Annotated in this window: 29 protein-coding genes, 1 tRNA gene and 2 pseudogenes; 31 read left to right on the top strand and 1 reads right to left on the bottom strand. The window is 47.3% G+C overall.

The genetic code is table 11. The features are described from left to right. The 31 genes and pseudogenes from PHU49_03310 to PHU49_03160 form a co-directional block, all read left to right on the top strand. Window positions 1-112 (top strand): hypothetical protein (locus tag PHU49_03310; GenBank protein ID MDD5243023.1); only part of this gene is annotated, 112 nt, incomplete at its 5' end. Window positions 113-122: 10 nt separating this feature from the next. Then, window positions 123-428: a 30S ribosomal protein S10 gene (gene rpsJ / locus PHU49_03305; GenBank protein ID MDD5243022.1), complete on the top strand. Its 306-nt coding sequence runs from the start codon at window positions 123-125 to the stop codon at window positions 426-428. Window positions 429-436: 8 nt separating this feature from the next. Next, complete coding sequence (gene rplD, locus PHU49_03300; GenBank protein ID MDD5243021.1) at window positions 437-1,060, top strand: 50S ribosomal protein L4; 624 nt, start codon at window positions 437-439, stop codon at window positions 1,058-1,060. Continuing rightward, complete coding sequence (locus PHU49_03295; GenBank protein MDD5243020.1) at window positions 1,057-1,350, top strand: 50S ribosomal protein L23; 294 nt, start codon at window positions 1,057-1,059, stop codon at window positions 1,348-1,350. The genes rplD and PHU49_03295 overlap by 4 nt, the downstream gene beginning before the upstream one ends. Then, window positions 1,350-2,177, top strand: a complete 828-nt coding sequence (rplB, locus tag PHU49_03290; protein MDD5243019.1) for a 50S ribosomal protein L2 — start codon at window positions 1,350-1,352, stop codon at window positions 2,175-2,177. Before PHU49_03295 ends, rplB begins: the two co-directional genes overlap by 1 nt. A gap of 9 nt (window positions 2,178-2,186) precedes the next feature. Next, window positions 2,187-2,477, top strand: a complete 291-nt coding sequence (gene rpsS / locus PHU49_03285; GenBank protein ID MDD5243018.1) for a 30S ribosomal protein S19 — start codon at window positions 2,187-2,189, stop codon at window positions 2,475-2,477. 4 nt (window positions 2,478-2,481) lie between these two features. Further along, window positions 2,482-2,814, top strand: coding sequence for a 50S ribosomal protein L22 (rplV, locus tag PHU49_03280; GenBank protein MDD5243017.1), 333 nt, complete (start codon window positions 2,482-2,484; stop codon window positions 2,812-2,814). Between the two features lie 13 nt (window positions 2,815-2,827). Next, window positions 2,828-3,519: pseudogene (gene rpsC / locus PHU49_03275) on the top strand (30S ribosomal protein S3). Next, the gene (rplP, locus tag PHU49_03270) at window positions 3,520-3,888 is read left to right on the top strand and encodes a 50S ribosomal protein L16 (GenBank protein ID MDD5243016.1); all 369 of its coding nucleotides are present in this window, start codon (window positions 3,520-3,522) and stop codon (window positions 3,886-3,888) included. Continuing rightward, a complete protein-coding gene (gene rpmC / locus PHU49_03265) occupies window positions 3,885-4,079 on the top strand; it encodes a 50S ribosomal protein L29 (GenBank protein MDD5243015.1) in 195 nt (64 codons plus the stop codon). Before rplP ends, rpmC begins: the two co-directional genes overlap by 4 nt. Before the next feature lie 52 nt (window positions 4,080-4,131). Beyond that, a complete protein-coding gene (gene rpsQ, locus PHU49_03260; protein ID MDD5243014.1) occupies window positions 4,132-4,443 on the top strand; it encodes a 30S ribosomal protein S17 in 312 nt (103 codons plus the stop codon). After that, complete coding sequence (gene rplN / locus PHU49_03255; GenBank protein ID MDD5243013.1) at window positions 4,424-4,792, top strand: 50S ribosomal protein L14; 369 nt, start codon at window positions 4,424-4,426, stop codon at window positions 4,790-4,792. The genes rpsQ and rplN overlap by 20 nt, the downstream gene beginning before the upstream one ends. A gap of 8 nt (window positions 4,793-4,800) precedes the next feature. Next, window positions 4,801-5,124 carry a 50S ribosomal protein L24 gene (gene rplX, locus PHU49_03250; GenBank protein MDD5243012.1) on the top strand — a complete coding sequence of 108 codons (324 nt, stop codon included), beginning with the start codon at window positions 4,801-4,803 and terminating at the stop codon, window positions 5,122-5,124. A 24-nt stretch (window positions 5,125-5,148) separates the two neighbouring features. After that, window positions 5,149-5,676: a 50S ribosomal protein L5 gene (gene rplE / locus PHU49_03245; GenBank protein MDD5243011.1), complete on the top strand. Its 528-nt coding sequence runs from the start codon at window positions 5,149-5,151 to the stop codon at window positions 5,674-5,676. A gap of 11 nt (window positions 5,677-5,687) precedes the next feature. Continuing rightward, the gene (locus tag PHU49_03240) at window positions 5,688-5,873 is read left to right on the top strand and encodes a type Z 30S ribosomal protein S14 (GenBank protein MDD5243010.1); all 186 of its coding nucleotides are present in this window, start codon (window positions 5,688-5,690) and stop codon (window positions 5,871-5,873) included. A 9-nt stretch (window positions 5,874-5,882) separates the two neighbouring features. Further along, window positions 5,883-6,284 carry a 30S ribosomal protein S8 gene (rpsH, locus tag PHU49_03235; GenBank protein ID MDD5243009.1) on the top strand — a complete coding sequence of 134 codons (402 nt, stop codon included), beginning with the start codon at window positions 5,883-5,885 and terminating at the stop codon, window positions 6,282-6,284. Window positions 6,285-6,292: 8 nt separating this feature from the next. Further along, window positions 6,293-6,829, top strand: coding sequence for a 50S ribosomal protein L6 (gene rplF, locus PHU49_03230; protein MDD5243008.1), 537 nt, complete (start codon window positions 6,293-6,295; stop codon window positions 6,827-6,829). An 11-nt stretch (window positions 6,830-6,840) separates the two neighbouring features. Further along, window positions 6,841-7,206 (top strand): 50S ribosomal protein L18, encoded by a 366-nt coding sequence (gene rplR, locus PHU49_03225; protein ID MDD5243007.1) that lies wholly within the window; start codon window positions 6,841-6,843, stop codon window positions 7,204-7,206. A gap of 30 nt (window positions 7,207-7,236) precedes the next feature. Further along, window positions 7,237-7,725: a 30S ribosomal protein S5 gene (gene rpsE, locus PHU49_03220; GenBank protein ID MDD5243006.1), complete on the top strand. Its 489-nt coding sequence runs from the start codon at window positions 7,237-7,239 to the stop codon at window positions 7,723-7,725. A gap of 1 nt (window position 7,726) precedes the next feature. Continuing rightward, window positions 7,727-7,912, top strand: a complete 186-nt coding sequence (rpmD, locus tag PHU49_03215) for a 50S ribosomal protein L30 (GenBank protein ID MDD5243005.1) — start codon at window positions 7,727-7,729, stop codon at window positions 7,910-7,912. Continuing rightward, a complete protein-coding gene (gene rplO, locus PHU49_03210; GenBank protein ID MDD5243004.1) occupies window positions 7,913-8,356 on the top strand; it encodes a 50S ribosomal protein L15 in 444 nt (147 codons plus the stop codon). Further along, window positions 8,356-9,663 carry a preprotein translocase subunit SecY gene (gene secY / locus PHU49_03205; protein MDD5243003.1) on the top strand — a complete coding sequence of 436 codons (1,308 nt, stop codon included), beginning with the start codon at window positions 8,356-8,358 and terminating at the stop codon, window positions 9,661-9,663. Before rplO ends, secY begins: the two co-directional genes overlap by 1 nt. A 56-nt stretch (window positions 9,664-9,719) precedes the next feature. Beyond that, entirely contained in the window at window positions 9,720-10,469 is a 750-nt protein-coding gene (gene map, locus PHU49_03200) for a type I methionyl aminopeptidase (protein MDD5243002.1), read from the top strand. Window positions 10,470-10,475: 6 nt separating this feature from the next. Further along, on the top strand, window positions 10,476-10,694 hold the full coding sequence (gene infA / locus PHU49_03195) for a translation initiation factor IF-1 (GenBank protein ID MDD5243001.1): 219 nt from the start codon (window positions 10,476-10,478) through the stop codon (window positions 10,692-10,694). Window positions 10,695-10,703: 9 nt separating this feature from the next. Next, a complete protein-coding gene (gene rpmJ, locus PHU49_03190; GenBank protein ID MDD5243000.1) occupies window positions 10,704-10,817 on the top strand; it encodes a 50S ribosomal protein L36 in 114 nt (37 codons plus the stop codon). Window positions 10,818-10,828: 11 nt separating this feature from the next. Then, entirely contained in the window at window positions 10,829-11,194 is a 366-nt protein-coding gene (gene rpsM / locus PHU49_03185) for a 30S ribosomal protein S13 (protein MDD5242999.1), read from the top strand. A 12-nt stretch (window positions 11,195-11,206) separates the two neighbouring features. Then, window positions 11,207-11,596, top strand: a complete 390-nt coding sequence (rpsK, locus tag PHU49_03180) for a 30S ribosomal protein S11 (protein ID MDD5242998.1) — start codon at window positions 11,207-11,209, stop codon at window positions 11,594-11,596. Window positions 11,597-11,607: 11 nt separating this feature from the next. Further along, the gene (gene rpsD, locus PHU49_03175; GenBank protein ID MDD5242997.1) at window positions 11,608-12,228 is read left to right on the top strand and encodes a 30S ribosomal protein S4; all 621 of its coding nucleotides are present in this window, start codon (window positions 11,608-11,610) and stop codon (window positions 12,226-12,228) included. A gap of 26 nt (window positions 12,229-12,254) precedes the next feature. Then, complete coding sequence (locus tag PHU49_03170) at window positions 12,255-13,274, top strand: DNA-directed RNA polymerase subunit alpha (protein MDD5242996.1); 1,020 nt, start codon at window positions 12,255-12,257, stop codon at window positions 13,272-13,274. Between the two features lie 9 nt (window positions 13,275-13,283). Next, window positions 13,284-13,628: pseudogene (rplQ, locus tag PHU49_03165) on the top strand (50S ribosomal protein L17). Window positions 13,629-13,862: 234 nt separating this feature from the next. Then, window positions 13,863-13,936, top strand: a tRNA-Gln gene (locus tag PHU49_03160). 354 nt (window positions 13,937-14,290) lie between these two features. On the opposite strand, the gene PHU49_03155 is transcribed toward PHU49_03160, so the two are convergent. Continuing rightward, window positions 14,291-16,477: a heavy metal translocating P-type ATPase gene (locus PHU49_03155; protein MDD5242995.1), complete on the bottom strand. Its 2,187-nt coding sequence runs from the start codon at window positions 16,475-16,477 to the stop codon at window positions 14,291-14,293. Window positions 16,478-16,884: the final 407 nt, after the last annotated feature.

The raw sequence follows: 16,884 nt of genomic DNA, 5'->3' as shown, positions 1-16,884 counted from the left end.
CCTGAACGTCGAGCTTGTTACCCCCATTGCCCTTGAAAAGGAACTCCGCTTTGCCATCAGGGAAGGCGGCAAGACCGTAGGCGCAGGGGTAGTCACCGAGATCAGTGAGTAAAGGGGGAGGGATGAGGCAGCGAATCAGGATATGCCTGAAGGCCTTTGATCATAGATTACTTGATCAATCGGTTAAGGAGATAGTTGAAGCGGCAAAGAAAACGGGGGCGCAGGTGGTCGGACCGGTGCCATTGCCGACAAAGATACAGAAATACTGTGTATTAAGATCCCCGCATATAGACAAAAAATCGAGGGAACAGTTTGAGATAAGAACGCATAAACGATTGATAGATATCGTTGAACCGACACAGCAGACCGTGGACGCATTGATGAAGCTTGAACTGGCTGCGGGTGTAGACGTGGAGATAAAATCGTAGGAGCAGGTATGGCATTAGTGGATATATTGAATACTGAGGGAGCAAAAGTCGGAGAGGTTGAGATCAGCGATGCGATCTTCAACTGCGAGGTGAAACCTCACCTTATTCATGACGTGGTAAAGATGCAGCTTACGAACAGGAGAAGTGGTACGGCATCGGTAAAGACAAGGAAAGAAGTAAGAGGCGGGGGGAGAAAACCCTACAAACAGAAAGGGACCGGAAGGGCGAGACAGGGCACCTCAAGGTCACCGCTGATGCCGGGCGGCGGTTCTGTATTCGGTCCGAAACCGAAGGATTACCGCTATGCGGTGCCAAAGAAGGTAAGAAGGAGCGCCTTGAAGTCAGCCCTTACCGTGCGACATACCGGATCGAATATGAAGGTCCTTGACAAACTGGAGCTTCAGGGTATCAGCACCAGGAGCTTCAACGGTATCATGAAGACCCTGAACCTCACAAAACCCCTGTTTATTATTGAAAAGAAGGATGAAGTTGTCGAAAGATCAGCGAGAAATATACCATATGTGAAGATCCTGAAATATAACGGGTTGAACGTTTACGATATCATCAGGCATGACCAGCTTGTGCTGACAATAGATGCGTTACGGAAAATAGAAGAGGTATTGGCATCATGAACGAGTACGATATTATACGTCGCCCCATAATAACAGAGAAAACCACATTATTGAAGGATAATGGAAACCAGTATGTATTTGAGGTTCACCGGGATGCCAATAAAATAGAGATCAAAGATGCCGTTGAAAAACTCTTTAAAGTAAAGGTTCTTTCCGTGAGTGTCAGCAACATGGAAGGTAAAAAGAAGAGACTCGGCAGATTTGCCGGCAAGCGCTCTGACTGGAAAAAGGCGATTGTGAAGCTGAGTCCGAAAGATAAAATCTTGATTTTTGAAGGTGCAGGTGCATAATGGGCGTAAAAGAATATAAACCTACCTCCGCAGGCAGGAGATTCATGAGCGGTCTTACCTTCGAGGAGATCACCAGGAAGGAGCCCGAGAAGTCACTGCTTGTCCCCAAGAAAAAAACAGGTGGAAGAAACCATACCGGGAAGATTACCACCAGACACATTGGTGGAGGACACAAGAAAAGATACCGGATCATTGACTTCAAGAGGGATAAGTTTGAGATCCCCGGTAAGGTTGACAGTATAGAATATGACCCGAACAGGTCTGCGAATATTGCCCTTATCAGCTATGCAGATGGTGAGAAGCGTTATATCATCTCACCGCTGGGACTGAAGGTGGGTGATACGGTTATTACCAGCACGAAACCTGATACCGAGATCAAAGAGGGGAACTCACTCCCTTTAAAATTTATACCCCTTGGGACCTTTGTTCACAACGTGGAGATGAAGCCCGGAAAAGGCGGACAGCTCGCACGGAGCGCAGGGAACTACGCACAGCTTGTGGCAAAGGAAGGCGGTTACGGACATGTCAGATTGCCTTCAGGCGGCGTCAGGCTGATCAACCTTTCATGTATGGCGACAATCGGTCAGGTAGGAAATATTGACCATGAAAATATCACTATCGGCAAGGCCGGAAAACCAAGATGGCAGGGGACGAGACCAACCGTTCGCGGAACGGCAATGAACCCCGTTGATCATCCGCTTGGCGGCGGCGAAGGAAGATCAAAAGGCGGAAGGCACCCCTGTTCCCCGTGGGGACAGCTGGCAAAGGGTATGAAGACAAGGAAAAACAAGAGAACCAATAAGTTTATTATAAAGCTCAGAGGGTAGGAGGTTTTTGTGGCGAGGTCTTTAAAGAAAGGGCCATTTTTAGAAGAGAAGCTGTTAAAGAAGGTCGAGGATGCAAAATCCTCAAAGGGCTCAAAGGTAATAAAAACCTGGTCGAGGAGATCAACGATTACCCCTGACTTTGTAGGATTTACCTTTGCCGTCCATAATGGCAAGAAGTTTATTCCGGTATTCGTTACAGAGGAGATGGTGGGACATAAGTTCGGTGAATTCTCTCCTACAAGGACATTCCACAGCCATTCAGGCGACAGAAAGGCAAAAGTGGTTAAGAGGAAGGAATAAGGTCATGGAAATCGTGGCAAAAACAAAGATGATCAGGATATCCCCGCGAAAAGTCAGGATCGTGGGAGATCTGATAAAGAAGAAAAATATCAACGAGGCCTCGGGGATGTTAACCTATATGCCTCAAAAGGCGTCATTTATCCTGAAGAAGCTTCTTGACAGTGCCATAGCGAATGCGAAACAAAAGAAATATGTAGATATCGACAATCTCTATGTCAAGAATGTCATCGTTGACGGCGGTCCGATGCTGAAGAGGTTTTTGCCGAGGGCCATGGGAAGGGCAACAAAGATCAGGAAGCGGACCAGTCACATTACGCTCGTATTAGACGAATCATAGATCTGGAGGTTAAATGGGTCAAAAGACACATCCTTTCGGTTTCAGGCTTGGAACAATCAAGACGTGGGACTCCAAGTGGTTTGCATCGAAAAACTATGCGAAGTTTTTACACGAGGACATAACGATAAAGAACTACCTGAAGAAGAAACTCTACCAGGCGGGGATCTCAAAGATCGAGATAGAGAGGGCGGCCAATAAAGACAAGAGAGCAAAGATCAATATCTACACATCCCGGCCGGGACTCGTTATCGGAAGAAAAGGGGCCGAAGTAGAAAACCTGAAAAAGGAACTCCAGCGGATCACCGACAAAGAGGTGATCTTGAATATTACGGAAGTCAAAAGACCTGAGGTCGATGCGCAGCTTGTTGCAGAAAATATTGCCCTGCAGATCGAGCGCCGCGTTTCCTTCAGGAGGGCGATGAAAAAGAATGTTACGCAGGCGCTCAAGTTTGGCGCCAAGGGAATAAAGGCAATGTGCGCCGGAAGGCTGGGCGGAGCCGAAATGTCACGTACGGAATGGTACCGGGAGGGAAGGGTACCGCTGCAGACCATAAGGGCCGATATAGATTATGGTGTCGCCGTAGCGAGCACAAAGTACGGTGTCATCGGGATCAAGGTCTGGATCTTTAAAGGCGAAATATTTCAGGAGACAAGATAATGCTTGCGCCAAAGAGAGTGAAATATAGAAAACAGCAGAAAGGCAGAATGAAAGGTGTTGCCGCGAGAGGAAACAGGGTAAGTTTCGGAGACTACGGTTTGCAGGCTGAAGAGGCCGGCTGGATAACCTCACGACAGATCGAGGCGGCAAGGATAGCGCTTACAAGATATGTAAAAAGGACCGGAAAGGTCTGGATCAGAGTCTTTCCGGACAAGCCGATCACAAAGAAACCGGCAGAGACAAGAATGGGTAAGGGGAAAGGCCCCAGCGAGGGCTGGGTAGCACCGGTAATACCCGGGAGGATCCTTTACGAGATCAAGGGTGTTCCCGAAGATAAAGCAAGAGAGGCCTTGAGAATAGCTTCGTTCAAGCTTCCCATTGCGACAAAGTTTGTAGCAAGAAGTGAGGAACAATGAAAGGCAGGGAGTTGAGAGAGCTGACCAAAGAAGAGCTTTTAAAGAAAAAGAAAGACGCCAAGGAAGAACTGTTCAATCTGCGGTTTCAACACTCAACAGGACAACTGGAAAATACTGCACGGTTGAAGCTTTTGAAAAGGGATGTGGCGAGGATAGAGACGCTTTTACAGGAAAAGACGTCAAAGGCATAATACAAGCTGTGAGCCGGTAACTGGCGGCTGAAAGCTATAATTCGAGGTTGGCATGGAAGCGAAAGATAACGCGAACAAGAAAAAGATGACAGGTATTGTAGTAAAGGATAAGATGGATAAGACTATCGTCGTTGAGGTCGAGAAAGTCCTGCAACATCCAAAATATCACAAATACCTCAAGAGAAAAAAGCGATATAAAGTACACGACGAGAAGAACATCTGTAAACTTGGCGACGAGGTGTCGATCATTGAAGCGAGACCGATCAGTAAAGATAAGCGATGGCTCGTAAAGGAAATAATAAAGAAAGAAGAACCTTTCTTAGCTCAGAAAGAGGTGGTTGGAGATGATACAGGCGAGATCTAAGCTTGAAGTAGCAGACAACTCCGGTGCTAAAAAGCTCGGTTGTATAAAGGTTCTTGGTGGATCGAGGAAGAGGTACGGTACAGTTGGGGACATCATTGTAGCGTCAGTGAAAGAGGTTATCCCCAATTCGAAGGTAAAAAAAGGCGAAGTAGTGAAGGCAGTCATCGTGAGGACAAAAAAAGAGATCAGAAGGATTGACGGGTCCTATGTGAAATTTGATGATAATTCCGCGGTTATTATAAACCAGTATAATGAACCTGTCGGGACAAGGATCTTTGGACCGGTTGCCAGGGAGCTCCGGGCGAAAAAGTTCATGAAGATCGTTTCTCTGGCTCCAGAGGTTGTGTGAGGAATACTATGGAAAAACATTATCACGTTAAAAAGAATGACCTTGTGATGGTAACGAACGGTAAGGATAAGGGCAAGACCGGCAAGATTTTACGGATTATTAAAAAGAAAGACAGACTGATCGTTGAAAAGGTAAACATGGTCAAGAGACATGTGAAGCCGAGCCAGAAGTCCAAAGGCGGCATCATGGAAAAGGAAAGCCCCATCCATCTGTCCAACGTTATGCTCTACTGTGAGAAATGTTCAAAACCGGTAAAGATAGGAAAGCGTACCCTTGAGGACGGGAAGAAGATACGTTTTTGTAAAAAGTGTGAAGAGGTCTTAGATAAGTAGGAGGCACTGTTGAAAACAGCGTATATGGAATTTTATGAAAAAGATGTCAGATCGGCACTGATGAGGAGATTCCAGTATAAGAATGTCATGGAGGTGCCGAAAGTAGAAAAGATCACGGTGAACATCGGGCTCGGTGAGGCCCTCCAGAATATTAAGGTGCTTGACAGCGCAACTGGTGATATGAAGCTCATCACCGGACAGAAGCCTGTTATTACGAAGTCAAAAAAATCGATCGCCTCCTTTAAGCTGAGAGAGGGCATGTCAATCGGCTGCATGGTGACACTGAGAAGAGAGAGGATGTATGAGTTCCTTCATAAACTTGTCTATATCGTTCTTCCACGGGTGAGGGATTTTAAAGGTGTCTCTCCGAAGTCCTTCGACGGGCGGGGCAACTATACACTTGGCCTGAGAGAACAGATCATATTCCCCGAGATAGAGTACGATAAGATCGATAAGGCAAGGGGGATGAATATTACCATCGGGACAACGGCCAAGACAGACGAGGAAGGCTTTGAGCTTCTGAAGCTAATGGGAATGCCCTTCAAGAGTTGACGGAGGAATTAATGGCAAAAAAATCAATGATAGAAAAAGCAAAGGCAACACCAAAATACCGGGTCAGGGCCCACAACAGGTGCGCTATCTGTGGAAGACCCCGCAGCTACCTGCGCAAATTTCAGATGTGCAGGATATGCTTCAGGAACCATTCCCTGAAAGGTGCCATACCTGGTGTCATAAAATCGAGCTGGTGAGGGGGATTCATGATTACTGTAGATCCTATTGCTGATATGCTGACACGGATACGGAATGCTATTATAGCACGCCATGAATCAGTTGACATACCGTATTCCAATATGAAATTTGCCATATCAAAGATATTGAAGGAAGAGGGCTATATAAAAAATTACAAGACCTTTATAGATGAGGCCAGGAGAAAATTTCTCAAGGTTTACATAAGCTACGACGAAAACAACAAAAGTATTATCACCGGTTTACAAAGGATCAGCAAACCCGGGAGAAGGAAATATGTGAGCACCGGAGAGATCCCGAGGTTGAGGAAACGGATAGGTCTTATTGTAATCTCCACATCAAAGGGGATCATGACGGACAGGAGCGCGACAAAAAATAAGGTAGGAGGGGAACCCCTCCTTGTTGTTTGGTGAGGTGTGAGATGTCGAGGATAGGCAGAAAGCCTGTTATTTTGCCTCAGGGCACAAAGTTGGAATTGAAGGACAGTGAAATTGTCGTAACGGGGCCAAAAGGTTCATTGCGAAGGCCGTTTCTGGAAGGGCTTACTCTTGATATCGATGGCAGCACCGTGATGGTGCAGCGAACCAGCGAAGAAAAGAAGATAAAGGGTTTGCACGGCCTCATGAGGACGCTGATCGCAAATATGGTAGATGGTGTTTACAAGGGGTTTGAAAGAAAACTGGAGATTGTCGGTATCGGATACAGGTCCGAATTACAGGGTAATAATATCATCTTTTACCTCGGTTATTCTCATCCCATCACGTTCCCTCTGCCGGCAGGCATCTCCGCTCAGGTAGAAAAACAAACGCTCCTGACCATCAAGGGCATCGATAAAGAGCTTGTCGGCCAGACAGCGGCAAAGATAAGGGCCCTGAGAAAACCAGATGTATATAAAAACAAAGGTGTTAAATACTCTGGTGAGGTATTGAGGAAAAAGGCCGGCAAAAGCGGCAAGTAAGAGGTGATACAATGCAAAGAAAAGCGAAGGTAGCGGCACGGGAGAAGAGAAAAAAGAGAATCCGTAAAACAATCTCCGGGACTGCCGATAAACCGAGACTGTGTGTTTATAAGAGCCTGCGGCAGATATACGCGCAGTTAATTGATGATACGCAGGACAAGGTAATAACCGCCGCATCGACGCTGACAAAAGAAGTGACGGCAACGGTAAAACACGGTGGTAATGTTGAAGCTGCAAAAAAGGTCGGAGAATATATCGGTAAGAAAGCAGCCGACATGGGTATTGGTAAGGTTGTCTTTGACCGGAATGGTTTTAAGTATCATGGGAGGATAAAGGCCTTAGCTGATGGTGCGAGAGAGGCAGGTTTACAATTTTAAGAGGAGGTTGTATTGGCAGAGAAAAAGCGTATAGAACCAGGTGAGCTTGAGCTGCAGGACAGGTTGGTCTATATAAATCGTGTCGCAAAGGTTGTAAAAGGCGGCCGGAGGTTTAGCTTTAGCGCCATCGTTGTTGTCGGCGACGGCAACGGTCGTGTCGGGTTTGGACTTGGCAAGGCCAATGAGGTCCCTGATGCGATCAGAAAGGCAGTGGAGAGGGCAAAGAAAAGCATTATCGAGGTCCCTGTCAGGAAAGGGACGATCCCGCATGAGATAAAGGCCAAGTACGGAACAAGCGAGGTATTTATGAAACCGGCCAGTGAAGGAACCGGTGTTATAGCAGGAAGAGCCGTGCGGGCCGTTGTTGAAGTGGCCGGTATAACGAATATACTTACTAAATGTTACGGATCACGAAATTATCATAATGTGGTAAAGGCGACCATTAAAGGGCTTGCCACGTTAAAGTCGCCCGAAGTCTCATTGAAACAGCGAGGCAAAACGAAGGGCGAGGAGGGATAACGTGAGTCACCTCAAGATCAAATGGACAAAGAGCTTTATAGGGTGCACACAGGTCCAGCGTGACACCATACGAAGCCTTGGTTTTAAAAAGCTTTACCAGGAAAAAACGGTGAAAAACACGCCCGAGATACGGGGTATGGTGAAGAAGGTAATTCACCTTTTAACGATTGTGGAGGATGTCCGGTAAATGAAGCTGTCAGACTTGAGACCGAGTGAAGGATCGACAAAGAAGAAAAAAAGGGTAGGACGGGGCACCGGTTCCGGCCACGGTACTACCGCAACATATGGGAACAAGGGCCAGCGCTCGACAAGCGGTGGTACGAAGAAAAAGGGTTTTGAAGGCGGCCAGATGCCTCTCATGAGGAGAATTCCCAAAAGGGGGTTTAAAAACCCCTTCAGGAAGGAATATTCCCTCATCAAGATAGGAGATCTCGCCGTATTCAAGGGACAGGAAAAGGTAAGCATAGAGGATATACTGAGATCAGGATTTATCAAGAAGATGAAAGACGGCATCAAACTTCTTTCTGATGGCGACATCGACTTCCCGATCAAAATTCAGGTGCATAAGGCCTCCGAGCGTGCCATTGAAAAGATAAAGGCCCAGGGTGGAGATGTGGAGGTACTGATTTAATGGGGGGTTTCCAGAACATTGGGAAAATCCCCGAGCTTAAGCGGAGAATAATAGCCACACTTGCTCTCCTGGCGGTTTACAGGGTCGGTGTTCATATCCCTACGCCAGGGATCGACGGAACGGTACTGGCAGGTATCTTTGAGAGAGCGCGGGGTACCCTGCTCGGTTTCTTTGATATGTTCGCTGGCGGCGGCCTGGAAAGACTTTCCGTGTTTGCCCTCGGCATTATGCCTTACATCAGCGCCTCAATTATTCTGCAACTCCTTACTGTCGTTGTCCCGACCCTTGAGAGGCTTTCAAAAGAGGGAGAGGCAGGCAGGAGGAAGATAACCCAGTATACACGATACGGTACGGTGATCATAAGCCTCATCCAGGGTTTTGGCATCAGCGTCGGACTGGAGCAGATGAGGGGCGCCGGAGGCGAACTCGTTGTTTACAACCCCGGCTGGAACTTCAGGCTCATGACAATGATAACCCTCACCGGAGGGACCGCTTTTATCATGTGGCTCGGGGAACAGATTACGGAAAAGGGCATAGGCAACGGTATATCGCTGATTATTTTTGCGGGTATTGTGGCGCGGATGCCGAATGCGATTGCCAGCACGATGACCCTTGTTAACTCCGGCGAGATGAACTGGTTTGTGGTGCTCCTGATCACCGCAATGATGCTTGCTGTTGTTGCCTTCATCATATTCATGGAGACATCGCAGAGGAGGATACCTGTCCAGTATGCAAAGCGGGTTGTGGGCCGCAAGATGTATGGCGGCCAGGCGACGCACCTGCCCCTCAAGGTCAATACGGCAGGCGTGATCCCTCCTATATTTGCCTCTTCGATCATCATGTTCCCTGCAACGATTGCAAATTTTATTCAGCACCCTTATATGAAAAGATTTTCAGAATTGCTCACGCCGGGAACAATCCTCCATGAATTCATGTATGTGGGTTTTATCATCTTTTTCTGCTTTTTTTATACCGCCATCGTTTTCAACCCCGACAACGTGGCGGACAATATGAAGAAATACGGCGGATACATACCGGGTATAAGGCCCGGCAAGAAGACCTCGGAGTTCATCGAGAGGATACTTTCCAGGGTAACCTTTATTGGCGCCATATATATCTCTTTTGTGTGCGTCCTGCCGACCCTGTTGGTGAGAAAATTCAACGTTCCTTTCTATTTTGGAGGTACAGCGCTTCTTATCGTAGTGGGTGTTGCCCTCGACACGATACAGCAGATAGAATCTCATCTTATTCTCAGGCATTATGACGGGCTTGTTAAAAAATCGGCACGGGTTAAAGGGAGAAGATGACGCTGACAGCCGTGAGCTGACAACTGACCGCTGAGTGAGGTAGCGCGTGTTGCAGGATGATTATTCTGAAGAGCAGGGAAGAGATCGAGAAGATAAAGGTTGCCGGCAGATATGCTATTGAAATCCTTCTGTATCTGGGACAGTTTATCAAAGAAGGCTTGAAGACCATAGAGCTTGAAAGATTGTGCGAAGAGAAGATACGCAAGATTGGTCATGTAGAACCGGCATTTAAGGGATATAATGGTTACCCCTATTGCCTCTGTGTTTCTATAAACGATGAGGTTGTACACGGTATGCCCGGAGAAAGGATATTGAAGGATAGTGATATTGTGAGCCTTGATTTTGGTACCCGATACGATGGTTTTTGTGGAGATGCCGCAATAACATACGGTATCGGGAGTATCCCAAAGAGGACGGAAAGATTGCTCGCCGTTACCGAAAGCGCCCTCTATAAGGGGATCGGTGAAACAAGAAAAGGCAACAGGCTGCACGATATCTCCCATGCCATTCAATCTCACGTGGAAGAGGCTGGATTTTCCGTTGTACGCGAGTTTGTTGGTCATGGGATAGGGAGAAATCTCCACGAGGAACCACAGATCCCTAATTACGGAGAAAAAGGGACAGGTGTACGTCTCAAGGTAGGTATGGTGCTTGCGATAGAGCCAATGGTGAATATGGGGAAAGGCGATGTCGTGATCAGGGAGAACGGGTGGACTGCGGCGACAAAGGACGGAAGCCTCTCGGCTCATTTTGAGCATACCATTGCTATAACTGAAAAGGGCGCAGAAATACTGAGCGCATTATAGGTAATTATGCCAAAAGGTGAAGGAATAGAGATTGAAGGGACGGTAATTGAGCCGCTGCCGAACGCCATGTTCAGGGTTGAGCTTCCCAACGGACACAAAGTACTTGCCCATGTATCGGGTAAAATGCGTATGCATTATATCAAGATACTCAGAGGCGATAAGGTTGTGGTGGAGCTTTCACCATATGATCTGACAAGGGGCAGGATTATCTACAGGGTGAAATAGGAGGTTCTCATGAAGGTTAGACCTTCTGTCAAGAAGAGATGTGACAAGTGTAAGATCATTAAGAGAAAAGGCATAGTGCGAATCATCTGCGAAAATCCAAAGCATAAGCAGAAGCAAGGTTAAGGAGGAGTAACGTGGCAAGAATTGCTGGTGTAGATATACCGCGGGATAAGAGGATAGAGATAGCCCTGACGTACATTTACGGTATCGGGAGGACCCTCTCAAACCGGATTCTCGGCGAAGCTGGTATTGACCCTAACAAGAGAACCAATTCCCTGACCGATGAGGAGATCGCAAAGATACGGGATATTCTGGAGAGAAATTATAAGGTAGAGGGTGATTTACGGAAAGATGTAAATATGAGCATCAAGAGGCTCATGGACATCGGCTGCTACAGGGGCTTGCGGCATAGAAGGGGACTGCCGGTAAGGGGACAGAGGACACGGACCAATTCCAGGACACGGAAGGGTCCGCGGAAGACCTCGATGAAACGAAAATAATGAGGTGTATAGATGGCAAAAACGAAAAAAACCGGTAAGAAGAAGGTAAAAAAGAACATTCCCGTCGGCGGTGTTTACATCCAGTCGAGTTTTAATAATACTATCATTACAATTACCGACCCCCAGGGACATGTTGTCGCATGGTCGAGTGGCGGCGTTGTCGGCTTCAAGGGTTCGCGGAAGAGCACGCCTTTTGCAGCCCAGCTTGCAGCAGAGAACGCGGCGAAGAAAGCAATCGAGAACGGCATGAAGACCGTCGATGTATATATCAAAGGACCCGGGGCAGGAAGAGAGGCGGCGCTCAGGGCTCTTCAGAGCGCGGGGCTTAAGATCCATCTCATCAGAGATATAACGCCGATACCACATAACGGGTGCAGGCCACCTAAAAGAAGAAGAGTGTAAGGAGGCAAGCTTTGTCAAGATATGTAGGACCATCATGCAGATTATGCAGACGTGAAGGGATTAAACTTTTTCTCAAGGGGGAGAGGTGTTATACCGAGAAATGTGCGATTGAGAAGAGAAACTACCCGCCCGGTGTGCATGTTGAAACGAGGGGTAAATTTCTTGAATATGGGTTGAGGTTAAGGGAAAAGCAGCGTCTGAGAAGGACTTATGGACTCAGCGAAAAACAATTTAAAAGATTTTTCGAAATGGCGGAGCGCAAGCAAGGTATCACGGGAACAAATTTCCTTGTCTTGCTCGAGAGAAGGATTGATAACATGGTCTTCAGATTTGGATTTGCAACGTCCCGGAAAGAGGCAAGGCAGCTGGTATCACACAGCCACATTTTGGTCAACGGGAAAAAGGTTAGTACGCCGTCGTTCCTTGTAAAGCCGGGCGATGAGGTTTCGGTAAAACACAAAGACTTGCCAAGCGTCAAAAATGCTCTTGAATCAGTGGTGAGAAGAGGGATCCCGTCGTGGATCGAGCTGGATAAAGATAACATGAAAGGTACGATCAAGCTTCTGCCTACACGCGACGACATCACGATGCCCATTAAAGAACAGCTCATCGTAGAATACTATTCAAGATAGCTTTGCCCCAAGGAGGGTAGATACCTATGTTTGAAAAAAACTGGCAGGAACTTATAAGACCGACAAAGATCGAGATAGAGAAGAAAGAGCATGACTATGTGAAGTTTTCCACGGAACCTTTTGAGCGGGGATATGGGATAACAATAGGGAACTCCATAAGAAGGGTTCTTCTTTCTTCTATTATGGGCGGCGCTATTACTTCCGTCTGGATCAACGGTGTAGAACATGAATTTTCTACGATCAGAGGGGTTAAGGAAGATGTAACTGAGATCATTCTGAACCTGAAAAAGGTTGTTTTGAAGGTTACTGATGATAAGCAAAAGGTTTTAAAGATAGACGTGAAAGACAAAAAAGAGGTCAAGGCGGGTGACATCACCCATGATGGCGGTGTCGACGTTGTCAATCCCGACCTTCATATCGCCCACTTAAGCGACGACGCACACCTGTACATGGAGATGAAGGCACAACTTGGGAGGGGGTATCTGCCGTCAGAGATGAATATCGATGAGAACGATCCTATCGGTACCATACCTATCGACGCTATCTTTTCTCCCATCAGGAAGGTAAGCTATAATGTAACCCAGGCAAGGGTCGGCAGAAGAACGGACTACGATAAGCTGACCATGGAGATCTGGACGGATGGCAGCGTTGATCCTCTGGACGCACTTTCTTTTGGAGCTAAGATCATCAGGGAGCAGATGAAGATCTTTATCAACTTTGAAGAGATCGAAGAGGCTGATATCGTTGAGGACAAGATCGCCGACAAACACGACTTCAATGAAAACCTCTTCAGAAGCGTTGATGAGCTTGAATTGTCCGTAAGAAGCGCGAATTGCCTGAAAAACGCTGATATCAAGTACATCGGAGAGCTTGTTCAGAAGACAGAGCAGGAGATCCTGATGACGAAAAATTTCGGCAGGAAGTCTTTGAACGAGATAAAGGAGATCCTCTCCTGCATGGGGTTGCGTCTCGGTTTGAAACTGGACAGCTTTCCCCCGAGGGAAGACTTAGACAAGATGCTTCTCAAGAAAAAAGATCACATATAGAGGTTTACCATGAGGCACATGAAGCGAGTCAAAACATTGAACAAAAAGAAAAGTCACAGAAGGGCGCTGTTTCAGAACCTGGCGAATGCCCTTTTCGATCATGAGAGTATAAAGACCACGAACCCGAAGGCCATGGAGCTGAAGAGGGTTGCCGACAAACTCATTACCCTGGCGAAAAGGAAAGATATGCACTCCATGAGGCTTGCCTTCGCAATCTTAAGGGACAAGGAGATCGTACGGAAGCTTTTTACCGACATAGGCGAACGGTATACAGCGACCAGCGGAGGGTACACACGGGTCCTTAAGATCGGCAGCAGAAAAGGCGACAACGCCCCGATGGCTATCATAGAACTTACCCAGAAAAAAGAGAAAGAAGAGAAAAAGGAAAAGGAAGAGAAGAAAAAGGAAAAGGCAACGAAAGCCAAACCAAAAGCAGAAAAGAAAGAAAAACCTATCAAGAAAGAAAAGGCAGCAAAAGAGAAAACCGAAAAGACAGAAACAAAAGAAAAAAAACCGAGAAAGAAGGCGCCGAAAAAAGAAACAGGAACAGAAACAACGGAATAACGTCCCCGATAAACAGTCTTCTACTGGGAGATCGTTCAACGGCAGGACAACGGACTCTGACTCCGTGAATCAAGGTTCAAATCCTTGTCTCCCAGCCATTATCTTGACAATCAAGCGGGTTGGCCAAATTAGCCAACCCGTTTTTTTTCAGACCAATTTGTCTTCCTTCATATAACTTCGTTGCCTGCTATTACCGGTACACCCGCAGGCGGGTACTCGGTCGCCCCCTCCAATTGATACTGTGAAAGGTGAAAAGTGAAAAGTTTTAAACATAGACGCTTCGCCTTAGAGCATCGGTGTCGGGCTTTCCTTTAGCAAACCGTCGTGAGGCGAGGAAGCTCGGTCTTTTGCATGAATATGCAAAAGTTCCGAAGCCGAACGCGAGCGAATGTAAGCCGCTGGAGCGTATGAGCGTGTTTGCGGGGAAGAGCCAGGCGCCGATGCTCGTCCCTTTATTCCCTGAACAGCTTCAGCCGCAATGAATTGCTCACGACCGAGATGGAGCTTATGACCATTGCCATAGCGCCGAACATCGGCTCCAGCCGTATGCCAAAAAAGGGATACAATGCGCCGAACGCTATGGGGATGCCGATAATATTGTAAATAAATGCCCAGAAAAGATTCTCCTTGATGATCCAGAGGGTCTTTTTTGACAGTTTGATGAGGGTGACGAGCCGGGAAAGCTGACCTTTCATAAGTACAATATCCGCAGATTCAATGGCAATATCAGTTCCTTTTCCCATCGCAACACCAACATGGGCCGTCGCAAGGGACGGTGCGTCGTTAATCCCGTCTCCCACCATCACCGTGATGCCCTTCTTTTTAAAATCTTCCACTATCTCAGCCTTTTTGTCCGGGAGGATACGATAGAAATATGTGTCGATGCCGACCTTCTCGCTGATCGTTTTTGCCCCTTCCATACTATCGCCGGTAATCATCGCTGATGTTATACCCATGTCTTTCAGGTCCTTTACCACCCCCCGGGCCTCATCCCTTACCCTGTCGCTGAAAGTGAGGATCCCCATAAGGTTCTCTTTGCCCCATACGAGTACCGGGGATGTTCCTTGCCTCTCTTTTTCGTGATAGCTCTCCCGTATTGCTTGGTCGAGTGTCTTCCCCGTATCCTCATAGAGAGCCACATTACCGATGAAATATTCCCTGCCGTCGACCTTTCCCCTGATGCCCTTCCCGACGATTGCTTCAAAATCATCAACCTTCACTGCTTCGATCTTCAGTTCTTCAGCCTTCTTCCTCAACGCCTCAGAGAACGGATGTTCAGACTGTTTTTCCAGGTTAAAGGCGATGTACAAAATGTCCTTCCCGGCAAAATGGTTAAGAGGGATTATCTCAGAAAGAACGATCACGCCCTCGGTGAGCGTTCCTGTTTTGTCGAACAGTACATGCTGAACCTTATTTGTCAATTCGAGGGACTCTGCATTTTTTATCAGGATCCCTCTTTTGGCCCCCACGCCGGTGGATACCATGATGGCGGTTGGCGTAGCAAGTCCGAGGGCACAGGGACAGGCGATGATAAGGACGCTCACAAAAGAGAGGAGGGCGTTTGTGATCTTCGGGTCAGGACCGGCGATAAACCACACAACAAATGCAGCGATGCTTATAAGTATAACAATCGGCACAAATACACCCGCAACCTTGTCGGCGAGTCGCTGGACCGGCGCTTTCGTGAACTGAGCCTCTTCCACAAGACGGATGACCTTCGCAAGGACCGTATCTTTCCCGATCCGTATTGTTTTAACCGTAATAGAGCCCTTCCCGTTTATCGTCCCGCCGATAACCTCATCACCAATAGTTTTGGAGACGGGCATGCTTTCACCGGTTATCATCGATTCGTCAACATAGGTCTTCCCTTCCGCCACTTCCCCATCGATCGGTATCTTCTCTCCCGGCCGGACGAGCACCCTGTCGCCGACCTCGAGGGAATCTGTCGGCACACGGGTCTCTTTATTGTCTTTCAGGACAACGCACTCTTTTGGTGAGAGCTCATAGAGCATCTTGATCGCCGTATAGGTCCTTGTCTTTGCCTTTGATTCAAAATATCTTCCAAGAAGTATAAGCGTGATGATCGTGGCGCTCGAATCGAAGTACGTCATGGGCATTACACCTGCCGCAGCAATAACGTGAGGAAAAAATGTCACGAAGGCGCTGTAGAAAAACGCGGCCGATGTACCAACGGATATGAGGGTATTCATATCGGCAGTGAAATGCTTGAGATTTAAAAGGGTCGATTTATGGAACCTCAAGCCGAAGTAAAACTGAACAGGCATGGCGAGAAGGAGGAGTACAAAATTGTTGTATGGCAGGACCACCCACATGGAAAAGACCATGATAACGGCGCTGAACGAGACCGACCATATAAAATCCCTTTTCAGCACTGCCTCTTCTTTCTGGGCCCTGATCGTCACATCCCCTTCAATATCAACGTCGTAGCCTATATCCCGGATAATAGAGATAACCTCTTTCATCTCAAGCTCTCTTTTGGGGATGATAACAGCCTTTTTCAAGGGGAAATTGACATGGGCCTCCCCGATGTCGTCGAGTTTGTTCAATTCCTTTTCGATACGCGCAGCGCATGCCGCGCAACTCATACCGGTAATAGGGAGTTCAATCTTTTCAGGCATATTGCCTCCAATCGTACGAAATGATATTTAAATATAAGACGGTCTTAAGGAAATAACAATGATGTAGTGTCAATAGAAAAGCAGGCTAAGGTTAAGGCTAAGGTTAAGCTAATCCTGATTCTCCCCATACTCAATCCGATTCTCCCCGTTATAGCCTTGTTTTTCTTCATTCTCTGTTTGATTTCAAGCACTTTTTGGTGTAATGTAACAAATATTCCTTATGACAGCCATGAAAGACAGCAACTCTCCGCTCTCCGCTCTTCGCTCTCCGCTGCCCCTCTCCGTCTACATGATCACCTTCAACAACAATACAACGATCGAGGGGGCATTGAAGAGTGTCTCCGGCTGGGCCGACGAGGTTATTGTCGTTGATTCCCACAGCACTGACGGGGCAATCGAGACGATCC

It is taken from the genome of Syntrophorhabdaceae bacterium (assembly GCA_028713955.1).
Taxonomy (GTDB): Bacteria; Desulfobacterota; Syntrophorhabdia; order Syntrophorhabdales; family Syntrophorhabdaceae; genus UBA5609.
Note: the sequence above shows the minus strand (reverse complement) of the source record. Positions and strands in the feature narration are given on the sequence as shown.